Origin of the sequence: Erwinia sp. SLM-02 (assembly GCF_037450285.1) — a bacterium.
Classification (GTDB): Bacteria; Pseudomonadota; Gammaproteobacteria; order Enterobacterales; family Enterobacteriaceae; genus Erwinia.
The window spans coordinates 1,660,489-1,681,118 of sequence record NZ_JAQISN010000001.1; the positions used below are offsets into that span (position 1 = coordinate 1,660,489).

General features: G+C 57.8%; 21 protein-coding genes. 5 read left to right on the forward strand and 16 right to left on the reverse strand.

The genetic code is table 11. From position 1 onward, the window contains the following. The first annotated feature begins 185 nt into the window (after positions 1–185). A complete protein-coding gene (locus tag PGH32_RS07755; protein WP_337893683.1) occupies positions 186–1,739 on the forward strand; it encodes a phosphoethanolamine transferase in 1,554 nt (517 codons plus the stop codon). Between the two features lie 394 nt (positions 1,740–2,133). Here PGH32_RS07755 and PGH32_RS07760 read toward each other — a convergent pair whose 3' ends face one another. The 8 genes from PGH32_RS07760 to PGH32_RS07795 form a co-directional block, all read right to left on the reverse strand. Beyond that, on the reverse strand, positions 2,134–3,093 hold the full coding sequence (locus PGH32_RS07760) for an AEC family transporter (protein WP_337893684.1): 960 nt from the start codon (positions 3,091–3,093) through the stop codon (positions 2,134–2,136). Between the two features lie 18 nt (positions 3,094–3,111). Next, positions 3,112–4,131 (reverse strand): AI-2E family transporter, encoded by a 1,020-nt coding sequence (locus PGH32_RS07765; RefSeq protein WP_314420415.1) that lies wholly within the window; start codon positions 4,129–4,131, stop codon positions 3,112–3,114. A 75-nt stretch (positions 4,132–4,206) separates the two neighbouring features. Continuing rightward, positions 4,207–4,878: a methionine ABC transporter permease gene (locus PGH32_RS07770; protein ID WP_337893685.1), complete on the reverse strand. Its 672-nt coding sequence runs from the start codon at positions 4,876–4,878 to the stop codon at positions 4,207–4,209. Continuing rightward, positions 4,863–5,654, reverse strand: coding sequence for a methionine ABC transporter ATP-binding protein (locus PGH32_RS07775; RefSeq protein WP_337893686.1), 792 nt, complete (start codon positions 5,652–5,654; stop codon positions 4,863–4,865). The genes PGH32_RS07770 and PGH32_RS07775 overlap by 16 nt, the downstream gene beginning before the upstream one ends. Before the next feature lies 1 nt (position 5,655). Then, the gene (locus tag PGH32_RS07780) at positions 5,656–6,411 is read right to left on the reverse strand and encodes a MetQ/NlpA family ABC transporter substrate-binding protein (RefSeq protein ID WP_443112770.1); all 756 of its coding nucleotides are present in this window, start codon (positions 6,409–6,411) and stop codon (positions 5,656–5,658) included. A 68-nt stretch (positions 6,412–6,479) separates the two neighbouring features. Then, complete coding sequence (locus PGH32_RS07785; protein WP_337893688.1) at positions 6,480–7,511, reverse strand: isopenicillin N synthase family dioxygenase; 1,032 nt, start codon at positions 7,509–7,511, stop codon at positions 6,480–6,482. A gap of 19 nt (positions 7,512–7,530) precedes the next feature. Further along, entirely contained in the window at positions 7,531–8,580 is a 1,050-nt protein-coding gene (locus PGH32_RS07790; protein WP_337893689.1) for a PLP-dependent cysteine synthase family protein, read from the reverse strand. Then, a complete protein-coding gene (locus PGH32_RS07795) occupies positions 8,570–9,385 on the reverse strand; it encodes an ABC transporter ATP-binding protein (RefSeq protein WP_337893690.1) in 816 nt (271 codons plus the stop codon). Before PGH32_RS07795 ends, PGH32_RS07790 begins: the two co-directional genes overlap by 11 nt. Before the next feature lie 193 nt (positions 9,386–9,578). Here PGH32_RS07795 and PGH32_RS07800 point away from each other — a divergent pair, with 193 nt between their 5' ends. Further along, positions 9,579–10,622: an ABC transporter substrate-binding protein gene (locus PGH32_RS07800; protein WP_314420428.1), complete on the forward strand. Its 1,044-nt coding sequence runs from the start codon at positions 9,579–9,581 to the stop codon at positions 10,620–10,622. A gap of 9 nt (positions 10,623–10,631) precedes the next feature. Further along, positions 10,632–11,645 (forward strand): ABC transporter permease, encoded by a 1,014-nt coding sequence (locus tag PGH32_RS07805; protein WP_337893691.1) that lies wholly within the window; start codon positions 10,632–10,634, stop codon positions 11,643–11,645. 56 nt (positions 11,646–11,701) lie between these two features. Here the strand turns inward: PGH32_RS07805 and PGH32_RS07810 are convergent, their stop codons facing one another. The 4 genes from PGH32_RS07810 to PGH32_RS07825 all read right to left on the reverse strand — a co-directional run bounded on the left by PGH32_RS07810 (position 11,702) and on the right by PGH32_RS07825 (position 14,895). After that, the gene (locus tag PGH32_RS07810) at positions 11,702–12,043 is read right to left on the reverse strand and encodes a helix-turn-helix domain-containing protein (RefSeq protein ID WP_105593739.1); all 342 of its coding nucleotides are present in this window, start codon (positions 12,041–12,043) and stop codon (positions 11,702–11,704) included. Positions 12,044–12,317: 274 nt separating this feature from the next. Continuing rightward, positions 12,318–12,773, reverse strand: a complete 456-nt coding sequence (locus tag PGH32_RS07815) for an RrF2 family transcriptional regulator (protein WP_314420434.1) — start codon at positions 12,771–12,773, stop codon at positions 12,318–12,320. Positions 12,774–12,984: 211 nt separating this feature from the next. Next, a complete protein-coding gene (locus PGH32_RS07820) occupies positions 12,985–13,857 on the reverse strand; it encodes an NAD(P)-dependent oxidoreductase (protein WP_314420435.1) in 873 nt (290 codons plus the stop codon). A 183-nt stretch (positions 13,858–14,040) separates the two neighbouring features. Next, a complete protein-coding gene (locus PGH32_RS07825) occupies positions 14,041–14,895 on the reverse strand; it encodes a helix-turn-helix transcriptional regulator (protein WP_337893692.1) in 855 nt (284 codons plus the stop codon). A 115-nt stretch (positions 14,896–15,010) separates the two neighbouring features. Between PGH32_RS07825 and PGH32_RS07830 the strand changes: the two genes are divergently transcribed. After that, a complete protein-coding gene (locus PGH32_RS07830) occupies positions 15,011–16,492 on the forward strand; it encodes an MFS transporter (protein ID WP_337893693.1) in 1,482 nt (493 codons plus the stop codon). A gap of 163 nt (positions 16,493–16,655) precedes the next feature. Here the strand turns inward: PGH32_RS07830 and PGH32_RS07835 are convergent, their stop codons facing one another. Both PGH32_RS07835 and glsB read right to left on the reverse strand, forming a co-directional pair. Next, positions 16,656–16,832 (reverse strand): hypothetical protein, encoded by a 177-nt coding sequence (locus PGH32_RS07835; RefSeq protein ID WP_314420441.1) that lies wholly within the window; start codon positions 16,830–16,832, stop codon positions 16,656–16,658. A 163-nt stretch (positions 16,833–16,995) separates the two neighbouring features. Further along, complete coding sequence (gene glsB, locus PGH32_RS07840; RefSeq protein WP_337894278.1) at positions 16,996–17,922, reverse strand: glutaminase B; 927 nt, start codon at positions 17,920–17,922, stop codon at positions 16,996–16,998. Between the two features lie 272 nt (positions 17,923–18,194). Here glsB and PGH32_RS07845 point away from each other — a divergent pair, with 272 nt between their 5' ends. Further along, entirely contained in the window at positions 18,195–19,379 is a 1,185-nt protein-coding gene (locus PGH32_RS07845) for a sugar transporter (RefSeq protein ID WP_337893694.1), read from the forward strand. A gap of 96 nt (positions 19,380–19,475) precedes the next feature. Here the strand turns inward: PGH32_RS07845 and rhaM are convergent, their stop codons facing one another. Both rhaM and rhaD read right to left on the reverse strand, forming a co-directional pair. After that, positions 19,476–19,790 carry an L-rhamnose mutarotase gene (rhaM, locus tag PGH32_RS07850; RefSeq protein ID WP_337893695.1) on the reverse strand — a complete coding sequence of 105 codons (315 nt, stop codon included), beginning with the start codon at positions 19,788–19,790 and terminating at the stop codon, positions 19,476–19,478. Then, positions 19,780–20,622 carry a rhamnulose-1-phosphate aldolase gene (gene rhaD, locus PGH32_RS07855; RefSeq protein ID WP_337893696.1) on the reverse strand — a complete coding sequence of 281 codons (843 nt, stop codon included), beginning with the start codon at positions 20,620–20,622 and terminating at the stop codon, positions 19,780–19,782. Before rhaD ends, rhaM begins: the two co-directional genes overlap by 11 nt. Between the last annotated feature and the right edge of the window lie 8 nt (positions 20,623–20,630).

Below are 20,630 nucleotides of genomic sequence, written 5' to 3' on the forward strand. Positions count from 1 at the left end.
TTTTTGCACTTTTCGCACTTTTCATCAGTCAGAAAAATGCTGCAGCTGATATTTTACGTCCCGGTCAACACGGGGTGTTAAGAAAATCTCATAAAACATCACCCGATTTTGAAATATCCGCTTTTATGTAATCGGCACATTGATGTGCATTCAGAAATACTCTCCAGGGAAAGGGGTGGTTAAAAATGAAGCAAGCCTTCTGTCGCGGCATGATGTTTTTGAAAAAAAACGCATCCCAGCTTTCGGTCATTCTGTGGTCATGGCTGGTCAATTCCGCATTCGGCGCGCCTTTCAAGCCGGTGTATATTGCGATAAACGTTTTTTTGGTTCTTATTTTAGCCAACGCCTCAAAAAAGATTACCGTCGCATTTTTATTATCGCTGTCTTTTTCAGCGCTGATACTGTTTCCGGTCACCGCCACATTTGGCAAACCGAGTATCAACATGGTCACGGCCATCCTCTATGCCAACGGTGAGGAAGCCCACACCACGCTGAAAAATCTGGAGTTATTGTGGCTGATACCCGGGGTTATCACGATATTTCTGGCTTTCTCAATCATTAAAAATATTAATAAACAATTGAAACCCGGAAGGAAGACCACGGCTTTTTTCCTTATATTCCTGGTCGCAGTTCTGTTTATACGCCCACTTTTTGTTTATAACGGTCAGGGGTATATTCATGAGATACGATACCCGCCGTTTATTTCCCTGTTGAAAATATATGATTCCTTCAGGCTGATCAAAGAAACCGATATGATGGTATCTGAACGGAAAACGAAAAAGACAGATTTCACCAACGCTACGGTCACACCTCAGAAGTATGACACCTATATTATGGTTATCGGTGAAAGCGTCAGGCGGGATTATATGAATGCGTACGGGTTTCCTTTTAACAACACCCCTTTCCTCTCGTCATCGCCCGGCATTTTCTTTGACAACTACGTTTCTGCATCCTTTGCTACCGTTCCATCACTTATGCACACGTTGATCAGAAACCGGGGAAATAAACCCGAGTATAACAATACCGTTATTCGTCTGGCGAAAGAGGCCGGTCTGAAAACCTACTGGCTTTCTAACCAGGGCTTTTATGGCTTTTACGATTCCCCTGTCGCGATTATCGGCATGCAGGCTGACCATTATTTCTTCACCAAGAAAGGGGATGGTCATTTTGGCGAATACTCGCCCGACACGCTTCTTTTACCAGAAATAAAAAAATCACTGGCCTCGTCAGGGAGAAAGCTGATTGTTATTCATCTCGCGGGTTCGCACGTGGATTTCTGCAAACGAGTCACGGGTAAACTTGAATTTACACTCTACGATCGGCAGCACTCCTGCTATGTACAGAGCATAAAAAACACAGATCGGCTGTTGCAGACCATCGCCAGCGTGGCCACAGCCAGCAAGGATAAATGGACGATGTTATACTTCGGCGACCATGGCCTGTCGCATATGCCGGTCATTGGTCATCTTTCCTACCGGGATAACAAGAAACAGAACTATGCGCCCCCTTTCACCCTCATTAATTATGACAGCACCAGAAAAGAACACATTACCGCCCTCAGAAGCGGCCTGGATTTCATGAAGATGTTTGCTCAGTGGACGGGCATCAACGTGCCGCTGCTTGCGGCCGACTGCGACTACTTTACGCAAAGTGAATGTATTACCCGGCCAATGGTGTATGACGAAAATATGAAACTACAGTCCTGGTTATCCTTGACTGACGACTCGCCGCGTTACTAAAAAAAAAAACCGCAGCCACCCAGGAACATTCCAACGCCGGATTACGTATTTATATAGAGAAACATTTAAAAAATAGAGATCAGAAGTAAAATTACAGTTAAAAAAGCACGCACAAATCAAACATAATCTTAAATTATAAAGATTATTTAATTAGTTCTTGCGCCGCTTAATTTTCAGTGAGTAATATTGGTTAAAGGAACTTATGAACAGAATTGTTGAGGGAATAACAATGGGTGATTTAATGCTGCTGTGCATAGCATTTGTGCTACTTATTATATCCATATTAAGCCTCAGATCCTATATTAAGCAAATAAGATTGAGTTCATTCCCAAAAAGGTCAAAACACCGACGTAAAGGCTTAATGGCCATAATAAAATTATAAATGGCCGGTGAATCACCCATAAACCCAGTCCATCGTAAGTATCAGAAATGGCGTGGAAATTGCCGAAAACAACGTGGTCAAAAGCATGCTTGTCGCAGCCGGTCCGGTGAGAGCGTTAAACTGCTGCGACATAAGATAAACATTGACGCCAACCGCCATTGAGGCCAGCAGCACCACCACTTTACTCTCCAGCGGCGGCAGGCCCAGCAGCCAGGCCAGTCCCCAGACCACCAGCGGATGAACAACCAGCTTGATCACGCTGAGTGCGCCGCCGATGGCCAGGCCGTCCTTGATGCGGTAACAGGCCAGGCTCATGCCGAGCGCCACCAGCGCCAGCGGCACGGCAATCTGCCCGAGCATGGACACCGGCTGGTCAATCATCTGCGGCAGCGGCAAACCGGTGAGGCTGAACAGCGTACCGCTGAGGATGCCAATTATCAGCGGGTTGCGCAGCACGCTGGCTGCCGTTTTGCCAAAGCCTTTGACGCTCAGCGAGCCGTGCTTAAACCACTCCACCGAAACCGTTGCCAGCGTCCACAGTAGCAGGCCGTTAAAAACCAGCACCAGCGCCACCGCGGGGATGGCCTCATCGCCGAGCATCACGCGTGCAATCGGCAGGCCAAGCAGGACGTTATTGGAAAAGATGCCGCCCAGCGCAAAGACCGAACCGGAAACGCCATCAAGCCGGAACACCCGGCTGGCGGTCACTCGGCCGAGAATAAACACCAGCAGGCAGCCGCCAAAGAACGCCAGCAGCAGGCGGGCATCCACCGGTGGGCCGCTGCTGAAGTCGCACATCAGGCGGAACAGCATCGACGGCAGCGCCACGCGGAACACCAGCCGGTTTATCGCTTCGGTAATACTTTCCGGCCAGCGACGCCAGCGTACCAGCAGCCAGCCGAGGCCGATCAGCACAAACAGCGGTATCGCAATAATGAACTGGTGCCACAGCGAGCTGACAAACGCTAACATAACGATCCTTGATGGGGGTCAGATCAACCTGGCTGCCCGCAGTTCACTTTTCAAATAGGCGTAATACACCGGTGCGGCCACCACGCCCGCCAGCCCGAAGGCGGATTCAAACACCAGCATCGCCAGCAGGATCTCCCAGGTTTTGGCGCTGATGCGGGTGCCGAAAATGCGCGCGTTGATAAAATACTCCAGCTTGTGGATGAGGATCAGATAGACCAGCGCAATCAGCGCCGCCTCCAGCGAGATGGACAGGCCAATCAGCACGATCACCGTATTGGAAATCAGGTTACCGATAATCGGCAGCAGCCCGGCGATAAAGGTCAGCACCACCACGGTTTTGGCGAACGGCAGATGCAGGCCGAACAGCGGCAGGATGCCAAACAGGAAGCCGCAGGTCAGCACGGTATTTACCAGTGAGACTTTGATCTGCGCAAACACCACATTATGGAAGGAGTCGGCCAGGGTACGCAGGCGGTCGAGCATCGCCTCTTTCAGCGGTGCATCGGCGCTGCGGACCTTGCTGTTGCGCAGGGAGATAATCGCCCCGAGCAGCATGCCGATCAGCATGGTGGCGAAGGTGTGGGCCGCGCTGCGGCCAAAGGTCTGCACCACCACCAGATGCTCACGCAGCCAGGTAATGACCTTATGCTGCAGTTCATCGATATCCGCAGGCAGGTAGCGGGTGACGACCGGCGACAGGGTATGCTGGGCATCTTCAAGGATTTTGGTCGCGGTGGCGTGGAACATCGCCGGGTTCTGGAAATCATGCAGCAGGAAGCTAATCAGCTTGGTAATGCCGGTGACCAGCCCGAGGATAATCACCATGCTGAGAAACAGGATGCTGATCCAGCGGGCAATCGGCCCTTTGACCAGCCGTTCAATATACGGGGTCATCGCCAGAATGATTTCATAGACGATGAACCCGGCGAGGAAACACGGCAACAGCCGCAGTGGGAAAATGGCAAACAATGCGATAAAAATCAGCCCATAGCTGGCGGTCTGGCACCACTGCGTCTTGATGGCGTTACGAATTTCCATGACGTACCCTGTCTGAAAGAAGAAAAGTAATGCGAATTCAGACAGTATACTATGCCATCACGCCAGGGTGCTGAATTAACGACGATGCGCCAGACTTCTCACCAGCCGATCGCCGGTCATTTGCACGACCTGTACCAGCGCAATCAGCACCACCACGGTCGCGATCATCACCGGCTGATTAAACCGCTGATAGCCGTAGCGGATCGCCAGATCGCCCAGCCCGCCGCCGCCGATCACCCCGGCCAGCGAAGAAAAACCAATCAGCATCACCACCGTCAGCGTCATGCCGGCCAGCAGAGCGGGAAGCGCCTCCGGCAGCAGCACCTTGCTGACCACGTGCCAGTCGCTGCCGCCCATTGAAAGCATCGCCTCGATGCGCCCTTTCGCCACCTCATCCAGCGCGCTTTCCACCACGCGGGCAAAGAACGGCACCGCACCGATGGTGATCGGCACGATGGCCGCGCTGCTGCCGAGCGTGGTGCCGACAATAAACCGGGTTGTCGGGATCAGCGCAATCAGCAGCACCAGAAACGGCAGCGAACGGCCCACGTTAACCACCGCCCCAACGACGGTATTGATGCGCGGCAGCGGCAGGATGCCGTCGCGGCGGCTGATAAACAGCAGCACGCCCAGCGGCAGGCCAATCGCCAGCGTAAACAGCCCCGAAAAGCCGACCATATACAGCGTTTCCAGCGTGGCCTGCAGCACCAGCTGCCACAGATCTTCAAGGCTCAGGCTACCGCGCACAGTGGACCTCCTTCAATGCCGTGGCGCTGCAGGAAGCGGCGTTCGCCGTCCGCATCGTGCAGCAGCGCGTTGCGTAACCGGGAATCCTTCTGGCGCAGCAGCGCACTCAGCGCCCCGCTCTCCTGCAGCCGTCCCCGCTCCAGCAGCGCGGCGTGATCGCAGATCGATTTCACCACCTCCAGCTGGTGGGTGATCATCACCACCGTCAGGCCGAACTGCCGGTTAATCTGCTGCAGCAGCGCCAGCACCGAGGCGGTGGTTTCCGAATCCAGCGCGCTGGTGGCCTCATCGCACAGCAGGTAATCTGGGCGGGCCGCCAGCGCGCGGGCAATCCCCACGCGCTGCTGCTGGCCGCCGGAAAGCTGTGACGGCCAGGCGGCCGCCTTATCGCTTAATCCCACCAATTCAAGCAGTTCGTTCACCCGCTGCTGACGCTGCGGGCGTTTCACCCCGGCTATCTCCAGCGGCACCGCCACGTTATCGGCCACGTTGCGCGAATGCAGCAGGTTGAAATGCTGGAAGATCATCCCGCTGCGCTGACGCTGCTGCCGGAGCGCGCGCGGCGTCAGCGCGGTGATATCCTGGTCGTCGATCAGCACGCGTCCGGACGTTGGCCTTTCCAGTAAATTCAGACAGCGGATCAGGGTACTTTTCCCCGCGCCGCTGCGGCCAAGAATGCCGTAGATGGCCCCGTCCGGGATGGTCAGCGACACCTCATCCAGTGCCGGAGGCTGCCCCCCGGCGTATAGTTTACTGACCTGCTCCAGGCGGATCATTTTATTTACCCGCTACCGGGATCACCGATCCGCGATAGTTCTGCTGAATAAAGTCGGCAACCTGTTTTGACTCCAGATCCTTCGCCAGCTGGCGAATACGCGGGTCATCGGCCAGTTTTGGCGTGGTTGCCAGGATGTTGGCATACGGGTTGTTGGTGGCGCTTTCCAGCCCCAGCGCATCTTTCGACGGCGTCAGGCCCGCTTCCAGCGCGTAGTTACCGTTAATCACCGCCAGGTCAACGTCATCCAGCGCGCGCGGGATCTGCGGTGACTCCACTTCCAGAATCTTCAGCTTTTTCGGGTTGTCGGCGATATCTTTCGGCGTTGCCTGATCCTTCGACGGATCGTTGTAGCCCGCTTTCAGCTTGATCAGCCCCTGCGCCTGCAGCAGATACAGCGCACGGCTCAGGTTGGTGGTGTTGTTCGGTACGGCGATGGTTGCCCCTTCTTTCACATCCTGCAGGCTTTTTACCTTGCGGGAATAGATGCCCAGCGGCTCGATATGCACCGTCGCGGCCACGGTGAACTTCTGGCCCAGCGCTTTTTCCTGGTCACGCAGATACGGCACGTGCTGGAAGTAGTTGGCATCCACATCGCCGTGCGCCAGCAGTTCATTGGCGTTCACGCCGCTGCTCAGCTCGATAATTTTAAGATCCAGCGACGGGTCAATTTTTTTCACAAAGTTGAGGATCTCGGCGTGCGGCACCGGATCGGCAGCCACGCGCAGCGGTTCGGCAGCGTTAACGCTGAAGGCCATCGCCACGGATAAGGCAATCCCTGAGAATGATAAAGCGGCAAAGCGTTTGTTCATTGTTATTCCTTAAATCAGGCTGTGTGTTGAGGTTGTTGTTGTAATAATTCGTCGTACCAGCGCTGCGCCACATCGGGATGGGAGCGCAGGCGGCCTTTCAGGTAGTTCCAGCCCACGTCGCGCAGCAGCGGATTGAGCGGGTCGCTGGCCGGGCCGAGCGCCAGGCGGGCAAGCGCTTCAGGCAGATTAAACACCGGCACCACCGCATCAAGCTGCGCGCCGAGGAAGAAGGCGATCGACAGGCGATCCTGATCCGCCGGCGGCGCGACCACGCGATGCACCGTCGCACGCAGGTAGCCGTTGCTGGCCAGCTCCAGCAGTTCGCCGATGTTCACCACAAAAGCCCCGCTCAGCGGCAGCGCGTCCACCCACTGGTCAGGGGCCACTTCCACCTGCAATCCGCGCTGCTGGTCCTGCAGCAGGAAGCTGAGGAAGCCGGAATCCTTGTGCGCCCCCACGCCCTGGCTGGAGGTTGCCGCCGTCTGGCCCGGGTAGCGGATCAGTTTGATATGTTCATTCGGCTTATCGCCGTACAGCGAGTCAAAGGCATCGGGGGCCAGCTCCAGCGCGCGGGCAAACGCCCGCAGCAGGCGCAGCGACATGGTGGTCATCGCTTTCTGCCACGCCAACAGCACCGGCTTCAGCTCCGGCAGCGCTTCCGGCCACAGGTTCGGCCCCTGCAGACGCTTCCAGCCCGCGTCACCGGAACCCAGCGGCAGCGGCGCACGTTCCGCCCCCACATCGAACTGCTCGCGCCAGTCCGGCTGGCTGCGCGTCAGCTCGGAACCGGCGCGGTTGTAGCCGCGAAAATGCGGCGAGTGGATCATCGCCACCTGCTGTTTATCCGCCTCCGACAGCGCGAAGAACTGGCGGGATAGCTGCTGCACCTGCTCCGACAACCCGGAATCAATGCCGTGGTTGATCAGATAGAAGAAGCCGACGTCGCGGGCGGAGCGGCCCAGCTTGTCGAGGAAGGCCTGCTGCTGTTCGGCGGTGCCATCCAGCTGCGACAGGTCAAGGATGGGTAACGATGTAATCTGGCTCATGAAAATTCTCTGCGTCGGGTTATGAGACGTTTTTTATGTGTTGATGGCTGACCAGCGCGGCAACCTGCAGCTGGCCGGGGGTAATATTGTGGTTAAACAGGCCGGTGGACAGATAGCTCAGGCCGCTGTCGGCCAGCACCACCACGATGCGCTTGCCATGGTTTTCCGGGCGCAGCGCCACCTCGCGAGCGGCGTACAGCACGCCACCGGCGGATTCGCCGATCAGAATGCCGTCGCTGACCGCCACTTCACGGGCGGCGGCGGTCGCCTGCCAGTGCTCCACCGGGAACGCTTCATCGACGATGCTGCGGTCAAGCGTGGGCGGTACGCGTTCCGGCAGGACATCGCTGAACGCGTGCACGCCGGTTAATTCCCGTTGTTCAGGGCGCTCCGCACTCGGAATCGAATGCGGGCCAGGCTCTACAGCAATCACCTGAATCGCCGGATTGTGCTGCTTGAGATAGCGACCAATGCCGGACACCGTTCCGCCGGTACCCACCGCCGCGATAACGATGTCTACCCGCCCCTCGGTCTGCTGCCAGATTTCCGGACCGGTGGTGCGATAGTGCGCCCCCGGGTTGGCCGGGTTTTCCAGCTGGGCGGTATGAAAGACGTTGGGCTGACGGTTGATGACGTTCTCCGCCAGCCAGCGCGAGGCGGCAACGAAATCGCCGTCGCTCTGCTCCAGCACCTCGGTAAAGCCTTCCACCTGACTGAAAGGGATCACTTCAGCCCCCAGCGCGCGCAGGATCTGGAAGCGCTCTTCGCTGAGTTTGTCATGCAGGTAGACCCGAAACGGGTAGCCTTTTGCCGCCGCGATGGCCGCCAGGCCGATGCCGGTATTGCCGCTGGTCGAATCGGCGATGGTATCGCCCGGTTTGAGCCTGCCGCTGCGCTCGGCCTCTTCGATCATCGACAGCGCAATGCGGTCTTTCACGCTGTGATTGGGGTTGAAATACTCCAGCTTGGCGAGGATCTCCGCAGGCAGTTCAAACTGCTGACGAAAACGCGCCAGCCGCAGCAGCGGCGTGTTGCCCACCAGTTCGGTAATGGAATTATTAATAGTCATTATCAGCATCCTCGGTCACGTCAGTGGCTTCAGCACCCAGCAGCGCCAGCGCTTTCGACCGCAGCGCGATCAGGCGCGGATCGTTACGGCGGCGGGGATACGGCAGATCGATATGAATCGTTTCGATAATTCGCGCCGGACGCGGGCTGAACACCACCACCCGGTTCGCCATCAGCAGCGCTTCTTCAACGTCGTGGGTGACCATCAGGGCGGTAAAGCGCTGTTCACGCCACAGCGCCACCAGCTCGTGCTGCATACGAATGCGGGTCAGCGAGTCCAGCTTGCCCAGCGGTTCATCCAGGATCAGCAGCCGGGGATGATTCACCAGCGCCCGGGCCAGCGCGGCTCGCTGCGCCATGCCCCCTGAAAGCTGATGCGGCCATGCATTGGCAAACTGGCTCAGCCCGACTTTTTCCAGCGTCTGGTCGATGCGATCGCGCCCTTCCGGCGTCAGTCGCCCCTGGGTTTGCAGACCAATGGCGACATTGCGCCACACCCGACGCCACGGATAGAGCGTTGGATCCTGAAACACCACCACCCGGCTGGGATGCGGCGCGGTCAGCGGCTGGCGATCTTCCAGGATCTCGCCTTTGCTTGGATGATCCAGCCCGGCCACCAGCCGCAGCAGCGTCGACTTGCCGCAGCCGGACGGCCCCAGCAGCGCAACGAACTCTCCCGCATCAACGTTCAGCGACACGTTGTCCAGCACCGCCAGGCTCTGCCCGTCGAGATGAAAAGCGTGACTGACCTGATTGATGGTTATCTCCAGCCCGGTCGTCGTATCCAGTTGTTCTGCCAGTGACATCGGTTCACCTCATTAATGCGTAATAAGATGACTATTCCGTTTTTTTCGTCGTGCGTGAAATATCAATAGTGGCAAAGGTTTACAGCCCGGCGGATAACGCTTATTCGCAATTGGAAATGAGGGATTGTTATTTTGGTGATGTAAAAAAAATTGCCATAGTGCGGACATAATTCAGTCAACAGGGATAACAGGCATGACAATTTCACGTGGGATTTCACGGCGCAGTTTTATTCAGACTCTGGGTGTGGTGGGTGCAGGACTGGTGGCGGTTCCGGCGTTGCCGGTATGGGCGGCGGGCGACGATACCGGCAGGCTGAAGACCGTTAAGCTGGCCTGGGGCCAGACGGCGGTGTGTCAGTCGCCCATCTCCGTCGCACTGAAGCAGGGATTCTTTAAAAAGTACGGCCTCAACGTGGAGCCGGTCAACTTTAGCGGCCCGACGGATGCGCTGCTGCAGGCGATTGCCACCGGCCAGGCGGACGGCGGCATTGGCATGGCGCTGCGCTGGCTGAAGCCGCTGGAACAGGGCTTTGATGTCGATCTGACCGTGGGTACGCACGGCGGCTGTATGCGCCTGCTGACCAGTAAAGACAGCGGCATTAAAAGCGTGCGCGACCTGGTGGGGAAAAACGTGGCGGTAACCGATCAGGCCAGCCCGCTGCGCAACTTCTTTGCCATTCAGCTGGCGAAGCTCGGCATCGATCCCGACACGCAGGTGAACTGGGTGCAGTATCCGGCCGACCTGTTTGGCGAAGCGCTGCGTAAAGGTGAAGTGCAGGCGCTGGCCGCCGACGACCCGCAGGGCTGGCTGATTAAAAAGCACGACGGCCTGATCGAGGTTGATAACAACCTGAACGGGGAATATCACAACCTCGCCTGCTGCGTGCTGGGGCTGCGCGGCTCGCTGGTGCGCGAACAGCCGGAGGTGGCGCGGGCCATTACTCAGGCGATTATCGACGCCCAGCAGTGGACGGCGGATCATCCGGAAGAAACCGCGAAGATCTTCGCGCCGTTCGTGCCCGGCAACGTTTCGCCGGACGATATCGCCGCCATGCTGCGCGAACACACGCACAACCACCACTCCACCGGCGAGCAGCTGCGTAAGGAAGTGGTGACCTATCTTAACGAGCTGAAAACCATCAAGGTGATCCGCGAAGATACCGACGTGCAGCGTTTTGCCGCGCACTATGTGCCTGACGTGCTGCCTGCCGCTGCAGCGCACCAGCATTCCGCCTAAGGAGAAAGTATGTCCAGTGAAACCCTGAATCCGCCGCGGGCAGCCGGCCGTTACGAGGCGGCCCGGCTTAACCCCGCGCTGATCCTGGCGGTTTTTGCCTGGTGGGGGCTGGTGGCGCTGATGATTTACTGGCCGGATAAGCCGGTGGGGTTCGCCCCGCCGCGTTTCGTTGCTGAAACGCACCGGGTGTTTTTCATCCTTGCCGCTGCGCTGACCCTGGTCGTCCTGCTGGGTCGCCTGCTGGCGATCCCTAAACTGCTGGCACCGTTTCAACGCGGTGGGCGCTGGCTGGTGGCGCTGGCGATCCTGATCGGTATCTGGGAAACGGCCACCGCTAAACTTGCGCTGCTCCCTGCCCCGTTCTTCGCGCCGCCGCGCGCGCTGGTTGAGGCCTGGGCGACGGACTGGTTCCGTCTGGGTGACAGCGTGCTGAATTCGCTGCGCCTGCTGGCGCTCGGATTTGTCTTTGGCAGCATCACCGGCTTTATAACCGGCGTGGCGATCGGCTGGTCGCGTGGCCTGGGCTACTGGGTGCATCCGCTGCTGCGCTTCCTCGGGCCGGTGCCGTCAACCGCGCTGCTGCCGCTTTCGCTCTATTTCTTCCCGTCGAGTTTTTCCGCCGCCGTATTCCTGATCGCCCTCGCCACCTGGTTCCCGGTCACGGTGCTGACCTGGTCGGGCGTCGCCAGCGTCGATCAGCGTTACTACGACGTAGCGCGCACGCTGGGGGCCAGTACGCTGTTTCTGGTGCTGCGCGTGGCGGTGCCGGCATCGCTGCCGCAGGTGTTTGTCGGGCTGTTTATGGGGCTGGGGGCATCGTTCTCGGTGCTGGTCGCGGCCGAAATGATGGGGGTAAAATCGGGGCTGGGCTGGTATTTACAGTGGGCTCAGGGCTGGGCGGCCTATGCCAATATGTACGGGGCGCTGATTGTAATGGCCCTGCTGTTCTCGTCGCTGATTAGCCTGCTGTTTGCCATTCGCGATCGTTCGCTGGCGTGGCAGCGCGGAACGGTGAAGTGGTAACGATGGCACTGCCGGCGGTGGAGCGAAATCCCGCTCCGCTGCCAGCATTAACACGATCAGGCGTGAGCGGCAATCTGAACCTGGCGGCGCCATGCGCCCGGCGACTGACCAAACTGACGTTTGAAGCTGCGGTTAAACGACTGCTGCGAATCAAAACCAAAGCTGATGGCGACATCCAGAATCGGCTCACCGCCCCTGGCGAGGCGTTCAGCGGATTTTTTCAGGCGACGTTCACGAATATACTCACCCAGCGCATAGCCGGTGTGCTGCTTAAACATCCGCTGTAAGTGCCACTTCGAATAGCCCGCACGGTCGGCAACGGTGTCTAAATCCATCTTCCCTTCAATGTGGGTATCGATCCACTTTACAAGATCGTTAATAAAGTCATCATGGCTCATCGGTCTTCCCCTGATGTTGTTAAATTTGATGTTGTTATCAACCTGAAAGTGCCGCGACCCGATCCTCGCCTGGAGTAAAAGGTAACTTTGATAAGTGCACTTAACAACGGTAAGACAACGCCGTTTTTAATGCAAGTTTTATTGTTGCATTAAATGCTGTTTGAATCGTACTTCGTCCATAACAGGCGACAGCAAACGGGGAGAACTTAAATCAGCGGACGTGATTAACCCGCAGCGATAAAGGCCTGCGGGAGAAAATGTCTGAGAGGGTCAATCAGGATGCGCAGCGCGCTTCGTCGTCGGGCCAGTTACGCTGCATAATTTCACGCAGCGCATCGGCAACGGTCCGTCGGGCCAGCACGTCAAGGGACGCCTGCTCGGCCTCTTTCGCCAGCTCTTTGAAGAAGCGGCAGGCGTTGGCGCTGATGACGCAGCTGGGCGGCACTTCCGGCCGGCAGGCCATCAGCGGTTTATCATCGGTCACCGAGGTGTAAATCTCACACAGGGTGATCTGCTCTGCCGGGCGGCCCAGTCTAATGGTGCCACAGCGGCCCAGCGTGGAAACAATAATACCGTCGCGGGTCAGCGGCACCATCAGTTTACGCACGAAACTCGGGTTGGCGTCGAGGCCATCGGCGAGAATCTTGCTGGTGCAGCGCTTATCCTCGCTATCCGCCTTGGCAATACACAGCACCATTTGCAGGGCGGTAGGAAAACGATTATCAAGCATGATGTGATCCTGGCTTTTTGCCGTCCATCTGCGGATGAAACACTGAATTAAAAAGCATTAAAAATCAGTTAACTATAAAATACATCAGGCTAATAATATAACAAACATAGTTACACTTTTGAAGCCACGCACTAAGCAGTACGGGCTATTGATTCTATCATAATGATTTGACGGGGAATATTGTCGGGGCGCCGAACAGCACCCCGTTATATCAGGCCTTGTTTTCCTGTAAATACCGATAAATTACCGAGAGATCTTTTTCACCGTAGCCCGCATCCACCGCTTTCTGCCACAGGGCCGCGATCGTTTCCAGTCCCGGCATGGCGGTATCACCGGCGGCCTCAAGCGCCAGCCGCGCATCCTTCAGCGCCCAGGTCAGGTGCATCTGAGGGGGATACTCGCCCCCGGAAATCATCGCCAGTTTGCCTTTCACATAGGGTGCCGCCAGCGGACCGCCGTCCAGCACCTGCCAGAAATCCTCCGGCGAAAAGCCCAGCCGTTCGGCCAGACGGGTACTCTCCGCCAGGCCTTCGACCATCGAGACCAGCCACGCGTTGGCTACCAGCTTCATTTTTGAACCGGCACCGGCCTCGCCCAGCCATTTCGCCCCTTTGGAGATCGCGGCAAACACCGGTTCAATCGCCGCCGCTCGCTGGCGATCGCCGCTGGCGAGGATCAGGATTTGCGCATTTTCCGCCGGCGCTTTGGTACCGGAAACCGGCGCGTCAATAAACACCGCATCCGGCCGCTGCTGATTAAAGGTGGCGATCAGCTGCTCCGTAGCCGCAATGCCAATGGTCCCCATCTGGCAGACCACCGCGCCCTGCTTCAGCTGCGGTAACACATCGTTAAGCACGGCCAGGGTCGTTTCGCCGTCGGACAGCATGGCAATCACCACGTCGGCGGAGGCTACCGCCTGCCCGGCGCTGTCGCTAAGCGTTAATCCCGCCGCCAGCAAATCCTCGCCGCGCGCCCGGGTTCTGTTCCAGCCAGAAACGGTAAAATCATTTTTGAGCAGGTTGGCGGCAAAAGCGTGCCCCATTGCGCCAAGACCCAGCACGGCAACCGTTGGACGTTGATTCATCAGTGTGACTCCCTGTTAAATGAAAACGGCGACATGAAGCATGTCGCCTGACCCGTCCAGGGTAACGCAAAATAACGGGGAATGGGGACTTTTCTGCGGAATATGGCGACCCGATCTTCAGGTATTTTCTGCTAACCCGGGTAACTCAGTCGTTATCCGTCTTTTTCTGCTGAAGCGGGCGAGTCAGTCAGTAATGCTGCGCAGCGCCTCGGCGCTCTCCTCATCGTTCGGAATATAGACCAGCAGGCGATCGCCGTTGCGCGGTGCCGACCACCAGTTGTTTTGCCTGAGCGTCATCATGCCCACTTTCGGATGATAAAAACGCTTAACCTGATTATCAATCGCGCGAATTTCATAGCGCGGCCAGAGGTCGCGAAACTCCTCAGACTCCGCCATCAGCCGGTCCAGCAGCGCCTGCCAGCGGGGATCGTCAAGATGATCCGCCATCTGGGTACGAAACAGCGCCACCATATGCGGCATCAGAATATCCTGATCGGCGATCGCCGCACGCCACTGGGGATGGGTAAACGCCAGCAGAATACAGTTGCGATCGCCCTGCGGAATGGTTTCCAGTTCCACATTCATCAGACGGCACCACGCCGGGTTATAGCCGATGATATCGAAGTGCGCCGACTGGATTATCGCCGGTAAGGGATTCAGGCTGTCCAGCAGGATCTGCCCGTGGCTGGAAACGGTGGCGCAGGTTTTCGCCGCGACCGAGGCGGGTGACGCGTGCCCGGCCAGCTGAAACAGGTGCTGCGTTTCCGTTTCGTTACACTGTAACGCGGTAGCGATCGCCGACAGCGTTCTGGCCGAGACGTTGATCTCCCGCCCCTGCTCCAGCCAGGTATACCAGGTGACGCCGACGTCGGCCAGCTGGGCCACCTCTTCCCGCCGCAGGCCCGGCGTTCTGCGCGGGCGATGGTGCGGCATGCCCAGACGCACCGGGTCGAGATTTTCGCGACGGCTGCGCAGGAAAGTGGCCAGCAGCTGGCGGTTTTTGTGTGTCGTGCTGGCGGGAAGCGGGATCTCACTCACGGGCTTTCTCCTCGTTGACGGGTAGCGCCAGTACTATGATAAGCAGGATCTGGTACCCGTTTAAATTTTCCCTGATGCTATGCCCGGTCACTGATTAACACAAGGGTTATGCAAGATGAAAAGCGGGATTGATGCCACCACGCTGGGGCAAAGCGGCCTGATCGTACTGCTGGCGGGTCAGCTGTTGCCGATGATTGATTTTTCCATAGTAAACGTGGCGCTGGATGCGATGTCCGCCACCCTGCATGCCAGCCCCATCCAGCTTGAACTGATCGTCGCGGTTTACGGCATCGCCTTTGCCGTCAGCCTGGCGATGGGCGGCCGTCTGGGGGATAACCTGGGACGTCGCCGGGTGTTCAGCTACGGCGTGCTGCTGTTCGGCATCGCCTCGCTGGTTTGCGGCATGGCCCCCAACGTCTGGACGCTGCTGCTGGCGCGCGCCCTGCAGGGGATCGGTGCTGCGCTGATCGTGCCGCAAATCCTCGCCACGCTGCACGTTACCCTGCACGGGCGCGAGCATTCACGAGCGCTGGGCCTGTACGGCGGGATTGGGGGCATGGCCTTTATTATCGGCCAGGTTCTGGGGGGATTTCTGATCAATGCCAATCCCGGCGGATACGGCTGGCGCAGCGTTTTTCTGATCAACATCCCGCTGTGCCTGGCGATCCTGCTGCTGGCGCCGCGCACTATTCCTGAAACGCAGAACGACCGCCGCGTGGCCATTGACTGGCCCGGTACGCTGTATCTGGTCGGTGCGATTGGCTGTCTGTTGACCGCCCTTGCGCTGGGTCCACTGCTGCACTGGCGCTGGCCGTGCCTGGTACTGCTGGCCGCGTTTCCGCTGCTGCTGTGCCGTTTATGGCAGGTGGAACAGGTACTGGAACGGCGCGGCGGAACCCCGCTGCTGCCTCCGGCGCTGATGCGCCTGCACGGGGTTCGCTTTGGCCTGACGATTGCCGTGCTGTTTTTCTGCTGCTGGAGCGGATTTATGTTCGTTGTCGCACTGACATTGCAGTCCGGCCTCGGGCTGAGCGCCTTCCAGTCCGGCAACGCCTTTATCGCACTCGGCGTGGCCTACTTTATCAGCTCACTGCTCTCTACCCGTGTTGTGGAACGGTTGGGTAAAGTTCCCACGCTGATCGCCGGCTGCCTGATCCAGATGACCGGCCTGCTGGGCCTTGGCTGGACCTTCAACCACGGCTGGGCACACATGAGCATTGCGCAACTGATCCCGGCGACGGCACTGATTGGTTTTGGCCAGGCGTTTATCGTCAGCTGTTTCTTTCGTATCGGGCTGGCGGAAGTGCCGAAAAGTCATGCCGGTGCCGGAAGCGCGATGCTCTCCACGGTGCAGCAGGCGGCATTTGGCCTGGGGCCGATGGTGCTGGGCGCGATCTACAGCCACGCACTTTTACCCGCCGGGGACTATCAACATGCCGTGCTGCTCGCGCTGGGTGCCGAATGGCTTATTATGCTGGCCCTGGTCTTTAGTGCGGTTATTTTGCGACGCGGTGGAACTCAGGGGCACACCAGCGTTCAGGGAAATAAACCGACGCTGGATCCAGCCATATGTACTGTCAGGGATAAAGCGGAGTGATACCGGAAAGTCAAAATACAAGCCATAGTTTGCAGGCTGAGTGCATGACCAGGCGGAATACACCGGGCGTTCCGCCTGGCTTAACGCCGGATATTGTAGGGAGACAGACCGACCGACGCTTCGAAAGATTTCAGGCTTTCAGGCATGCAGTTTCATCGTGCGTTTACTGAACCACCCACTTCGCCTCAACCTGCTGGGCGGGGTGGAAGCGCAGACGGCTGCCGCTCATGGTCCAGACTTCAATAATCTGCGGCGTGGTGCGGATCATCGCCAGCTTAACCAGATTGCCGTACTGGCGCAGCTGGTGGTTCAGCGTCAGCTGCCGGGCAGGGATGCTCATCTCATTGTTCACTTTGCCGAAGCCTCGCGCGTTAAAGGTTAATTCACTTCGCGAAATATTAGCAAATTGTGCTGGCAAAGGCTTTGAGCTGGATCAACAATTGGCAACAAGCGCTATCCGGATAACTTAGAACCAAAAAACGCCTGTCATCACGTCAATGCCGTCAGAAAATTGAACGACCAATGCGTTCGGCGAGCAGCTCGAGCGCGGCGGTTCCCGCCAGCGAATTACCGGATGCATCCAGCTCCGGCGACCAGACGGCGATGCTCATTTCACCCGGAACGATAGCAATAATCCCCCCGCCCACGCCTGATTTACCCGGCATCCCCACCCGCCAGGCAAATTCCCCGGCGCCGTCGTACATCCCGCTGGTCACCATCAGCGCATTAATCTGCCGCGCCTGCTTCGGCGTCAGCAGCGGCTCACCCTGCCCCAGTCCACGCCCCTGGTTGGCCAGATATAAAAAACAGCGCGCCAGTTCGCCGCAGCTCAGGGTCATCGCGCAGTAGTGAAAATAGGTTTGCAGCACCGTCTGCACATCATTGGAGAAGTTACCAAACGACTTCATCAGCCAGGCGATGGCCGCATTGCGTGCGGAGTGCTCAAACTCAGAGCGGGCAACGTGGCGATCGTACTGGATATCCGCCTGCTGCGTCAGAACGCGCACCAGTTCCAGCATCCTCTGGCGCGGCGCGGTCAGGCGGGTTTCCAGCATGTCGCACACCACCAGCGCACCGGCGTTGATAAACGGGTTTCGCGGTTTTCCCTGCTCCAGCTCCAGCTGTAGCAGCGAATTAAACGGCTGACCGGACGGCTCTTTCCCCACCCGCTGCCAGAGCTCGCTATCCTGATAGCGGGTCAGGGCCAGGGTCAGAGAAAGCACTTTGGAGATCGACTGAATAGAGAAGCGCTCCTGCGCATCGCCCGCCTGGTACAGGGTGCCGTCCAGCATACATACCGCAATCCCCAGCCGGTCGGCGGGTACCTCGGCCAGCGCGGGAATATAGCTGGCCACTTTACCTTGACCAATTAGCGGCCGTACCTGCTGCAGGATCTCCTCCAGCAGGACATTATTCAGAACGCTCACGATTTCGCTTCCTCGACGGGTGCCTTTCCGGCCTGATTTTCATCGCGATTCTGCCGCCTGACCGGCAAAAGGTCAAACGTCTACTTTCACATCCGGGATGACAGGCGGTAATAGTAAAAGAACAATTGATTCGTTCAGGTTATATATAAATTCTGATTTACAAATTTATTGAATTTTCTGTTTCATCTGTCACATAAATAAAAGACAATATCCCTACTAAATTTATGATCCTTAATTTGGATTAACACTTCATCAACACATCGTTAACTTCAATAATGCATCCAAACACTGTTTCTCGTAAGACCGCATGGCTACGCGTGGTTATGCTGGCTATTGCTGCGTTTATTTTTAACACCACCGAATTTGTGCCGGTCGGCCTGCTGTCTGACATCGGTCAGAGCTTCTCGATGCAGACGGCACAGGTTGGCCTGATGCTGACTATTTATGCCTGGGTGGTGGCGCTGATGTCCCTGCCAATGATGCTGCTGACGCGTAACGTTGAGCGCCGTTTCCTGTTGATGGTGATTTTTACCCTGTTTGTTGCCAGCCATGCCCTCTCTTCCGTGGCGTGGGACTTCACCACGCTGGTCGCGTCGCGCATCGGTATCGCCTTCTCGCATGCCATCTTCTGGTCGATTACCGCCTCGCTGGCCATCCGCGTTGCGCCGTCCGGTAAAAAAACCCAGGCGCTGAGCATGCTGGCGACCGGTACGGCGCTGGCGATGGTGCTGGGGCTGCCGATCGGCCGCATGATCGGGCAGCTGCTGGGCTGGCGCATGACCTTTGCGGTGATCGGCGTGGCGGCGATGATCACCATGGCCCTGCTGTTCAAGCTGTTGCCAAAACTGCCGAGTGAGCATACCGGTTCGTTAAAAAGCGTGCCGATGCTGTTCCGCCGCCCGGCGCTGGTGTCGCTTTATTTGCTGATTGCCGTCACGGTGACCGCACACTACACCGCCTACAGCTATATTGAGCCGTTTATTCAGAGCGTCGCCGGATTAAGCGGAGGCTTCACCACCTTCCTGCTGTTAATTTTCGGTGCCGCCGGCATCGTCGGCAGTATTCTGTTCAGCATGTTCGGCAATAAATATCCGGCCAGTTTTTTACTCGGTGCCATCCTGTTAATCAGCGTTTGCATGCTGTCGCTCTACCTGGCCGCCACGCACGATCTGGCTATTTCCACCCTGTGCATCATCTGGGGTATGGCGATGATGGTGATTGGACTCGCGGTGCAGGTGCGCGTACTGGCGCTGGCTCCGGATGCGACCGATGTGGCGATGTCGCTGCTGTCGGGCATTTATAATATTGGTATCGGCGGCGGCGCGCTGTTGGGCAGCCAGGTCAGCGTGCACATGAATATGGCCAGCGTGGGCTATGTGGGCGGCGGCATCGGCGTACTGTCGCTGTGCTGGTGTGCATGGAGCATGAAGCGTTACCCGCAGCTGAGAATTAACGGCTAAAGCAACACCCTCAGTTAACGATAAAAACGACAAAGCCCCTGACCGGCATAAAAACGGTCAGGGGCTTTTGTTTTTCATCACGTTGAGAAAAATGACCTACGGCAAATGAAACACCGACGGCAGCTCGCTGCTGACCGGGCTGTGGTCCGCATTCGACGGCATCAGCTCGCTCATCGACCGCCACCAGCGCTGGCACACTTCCGTTTCTGCCACCGCATTCCAGCGCGCCTCGGATTCGATCTCCACATAGGCAAACAGCAGATTGCGCGACGCATCAAGGAAAATGCTGTAATTCTGCGCCCCGTGATCCTTCAGCGTTTCCGCCAGCTCCGGCCAGATTGGGCTGTGCCGCTGCTGATACTCCCGATGCTTATCGGGATGGACCTGCATGACAAACGCCTTACGCAACATGAGAATGCTTCGCTTCCAGCGCTGCCGCCCACGGTTTAACCCCGAAGCGTTCACCCAGCGCGATCAGCTCCTCGGTGGTAATGCTCTGCCTCATGCCGCCCATCGACAGCACTTTAACCACTACCTCAGACGATTTTTCGGCGGTGTCGATCAGACCAAAGGTTTCATCCAGCGTCGGGCCGGTGCCGAAAATACCGTGGAAAGGCCACATCACCAGCGTGTGTGAAGCCATCTGCTCGGCGGTTTTGGTGCCGATGCCGTCGGTGCCCGGCACCATCCACGGAACGATACCCACGCCGTCCGGGAACACCACCAGGCACTCGGTGCTGCCTTCCCACAGCAGGCGGGTAAAGCTGGCGGCGTTAAGCTCGGCCACGTAGCTCAGCGCCATAAAGTGCGTGGCGTGGCAGTGCATAATCACCCGGTCCACCCCGTTGGAGACTTTTTTTCGCACGCTGTGCGACTGGAAGTGCGAAGCCAGTTCGGAGGTCGGCACGCCACCGTTGCTCAGCCCCCAGTGAATGGTGTAGGCCTGGCCGTCGGCGCTGACGCGCAGCAGCACCAGGCTGTCGGCCGGATCGAGCTGCACGTTGCGGAAAAACTTGCCCGAACCGGTGACCAGGAACCAGCAGTTCGCCAGTTCCGGCGCGGGCTGGCTGAGTTCCAGCGTGCGCGGTTCGGCATAAAAATCAGCGGCGAACGGCTGGACTTCTTCATCCAGCAGGCGCAGGGAAACGTTCCCGCCGTTGCGCTCGTCCCAGCCCTTCAGCCACATATCGCTGGTTGCTTTGACCATGTCCCGGACAAACCAGGAATTGAGAATCTGATGCATGTGTTTAC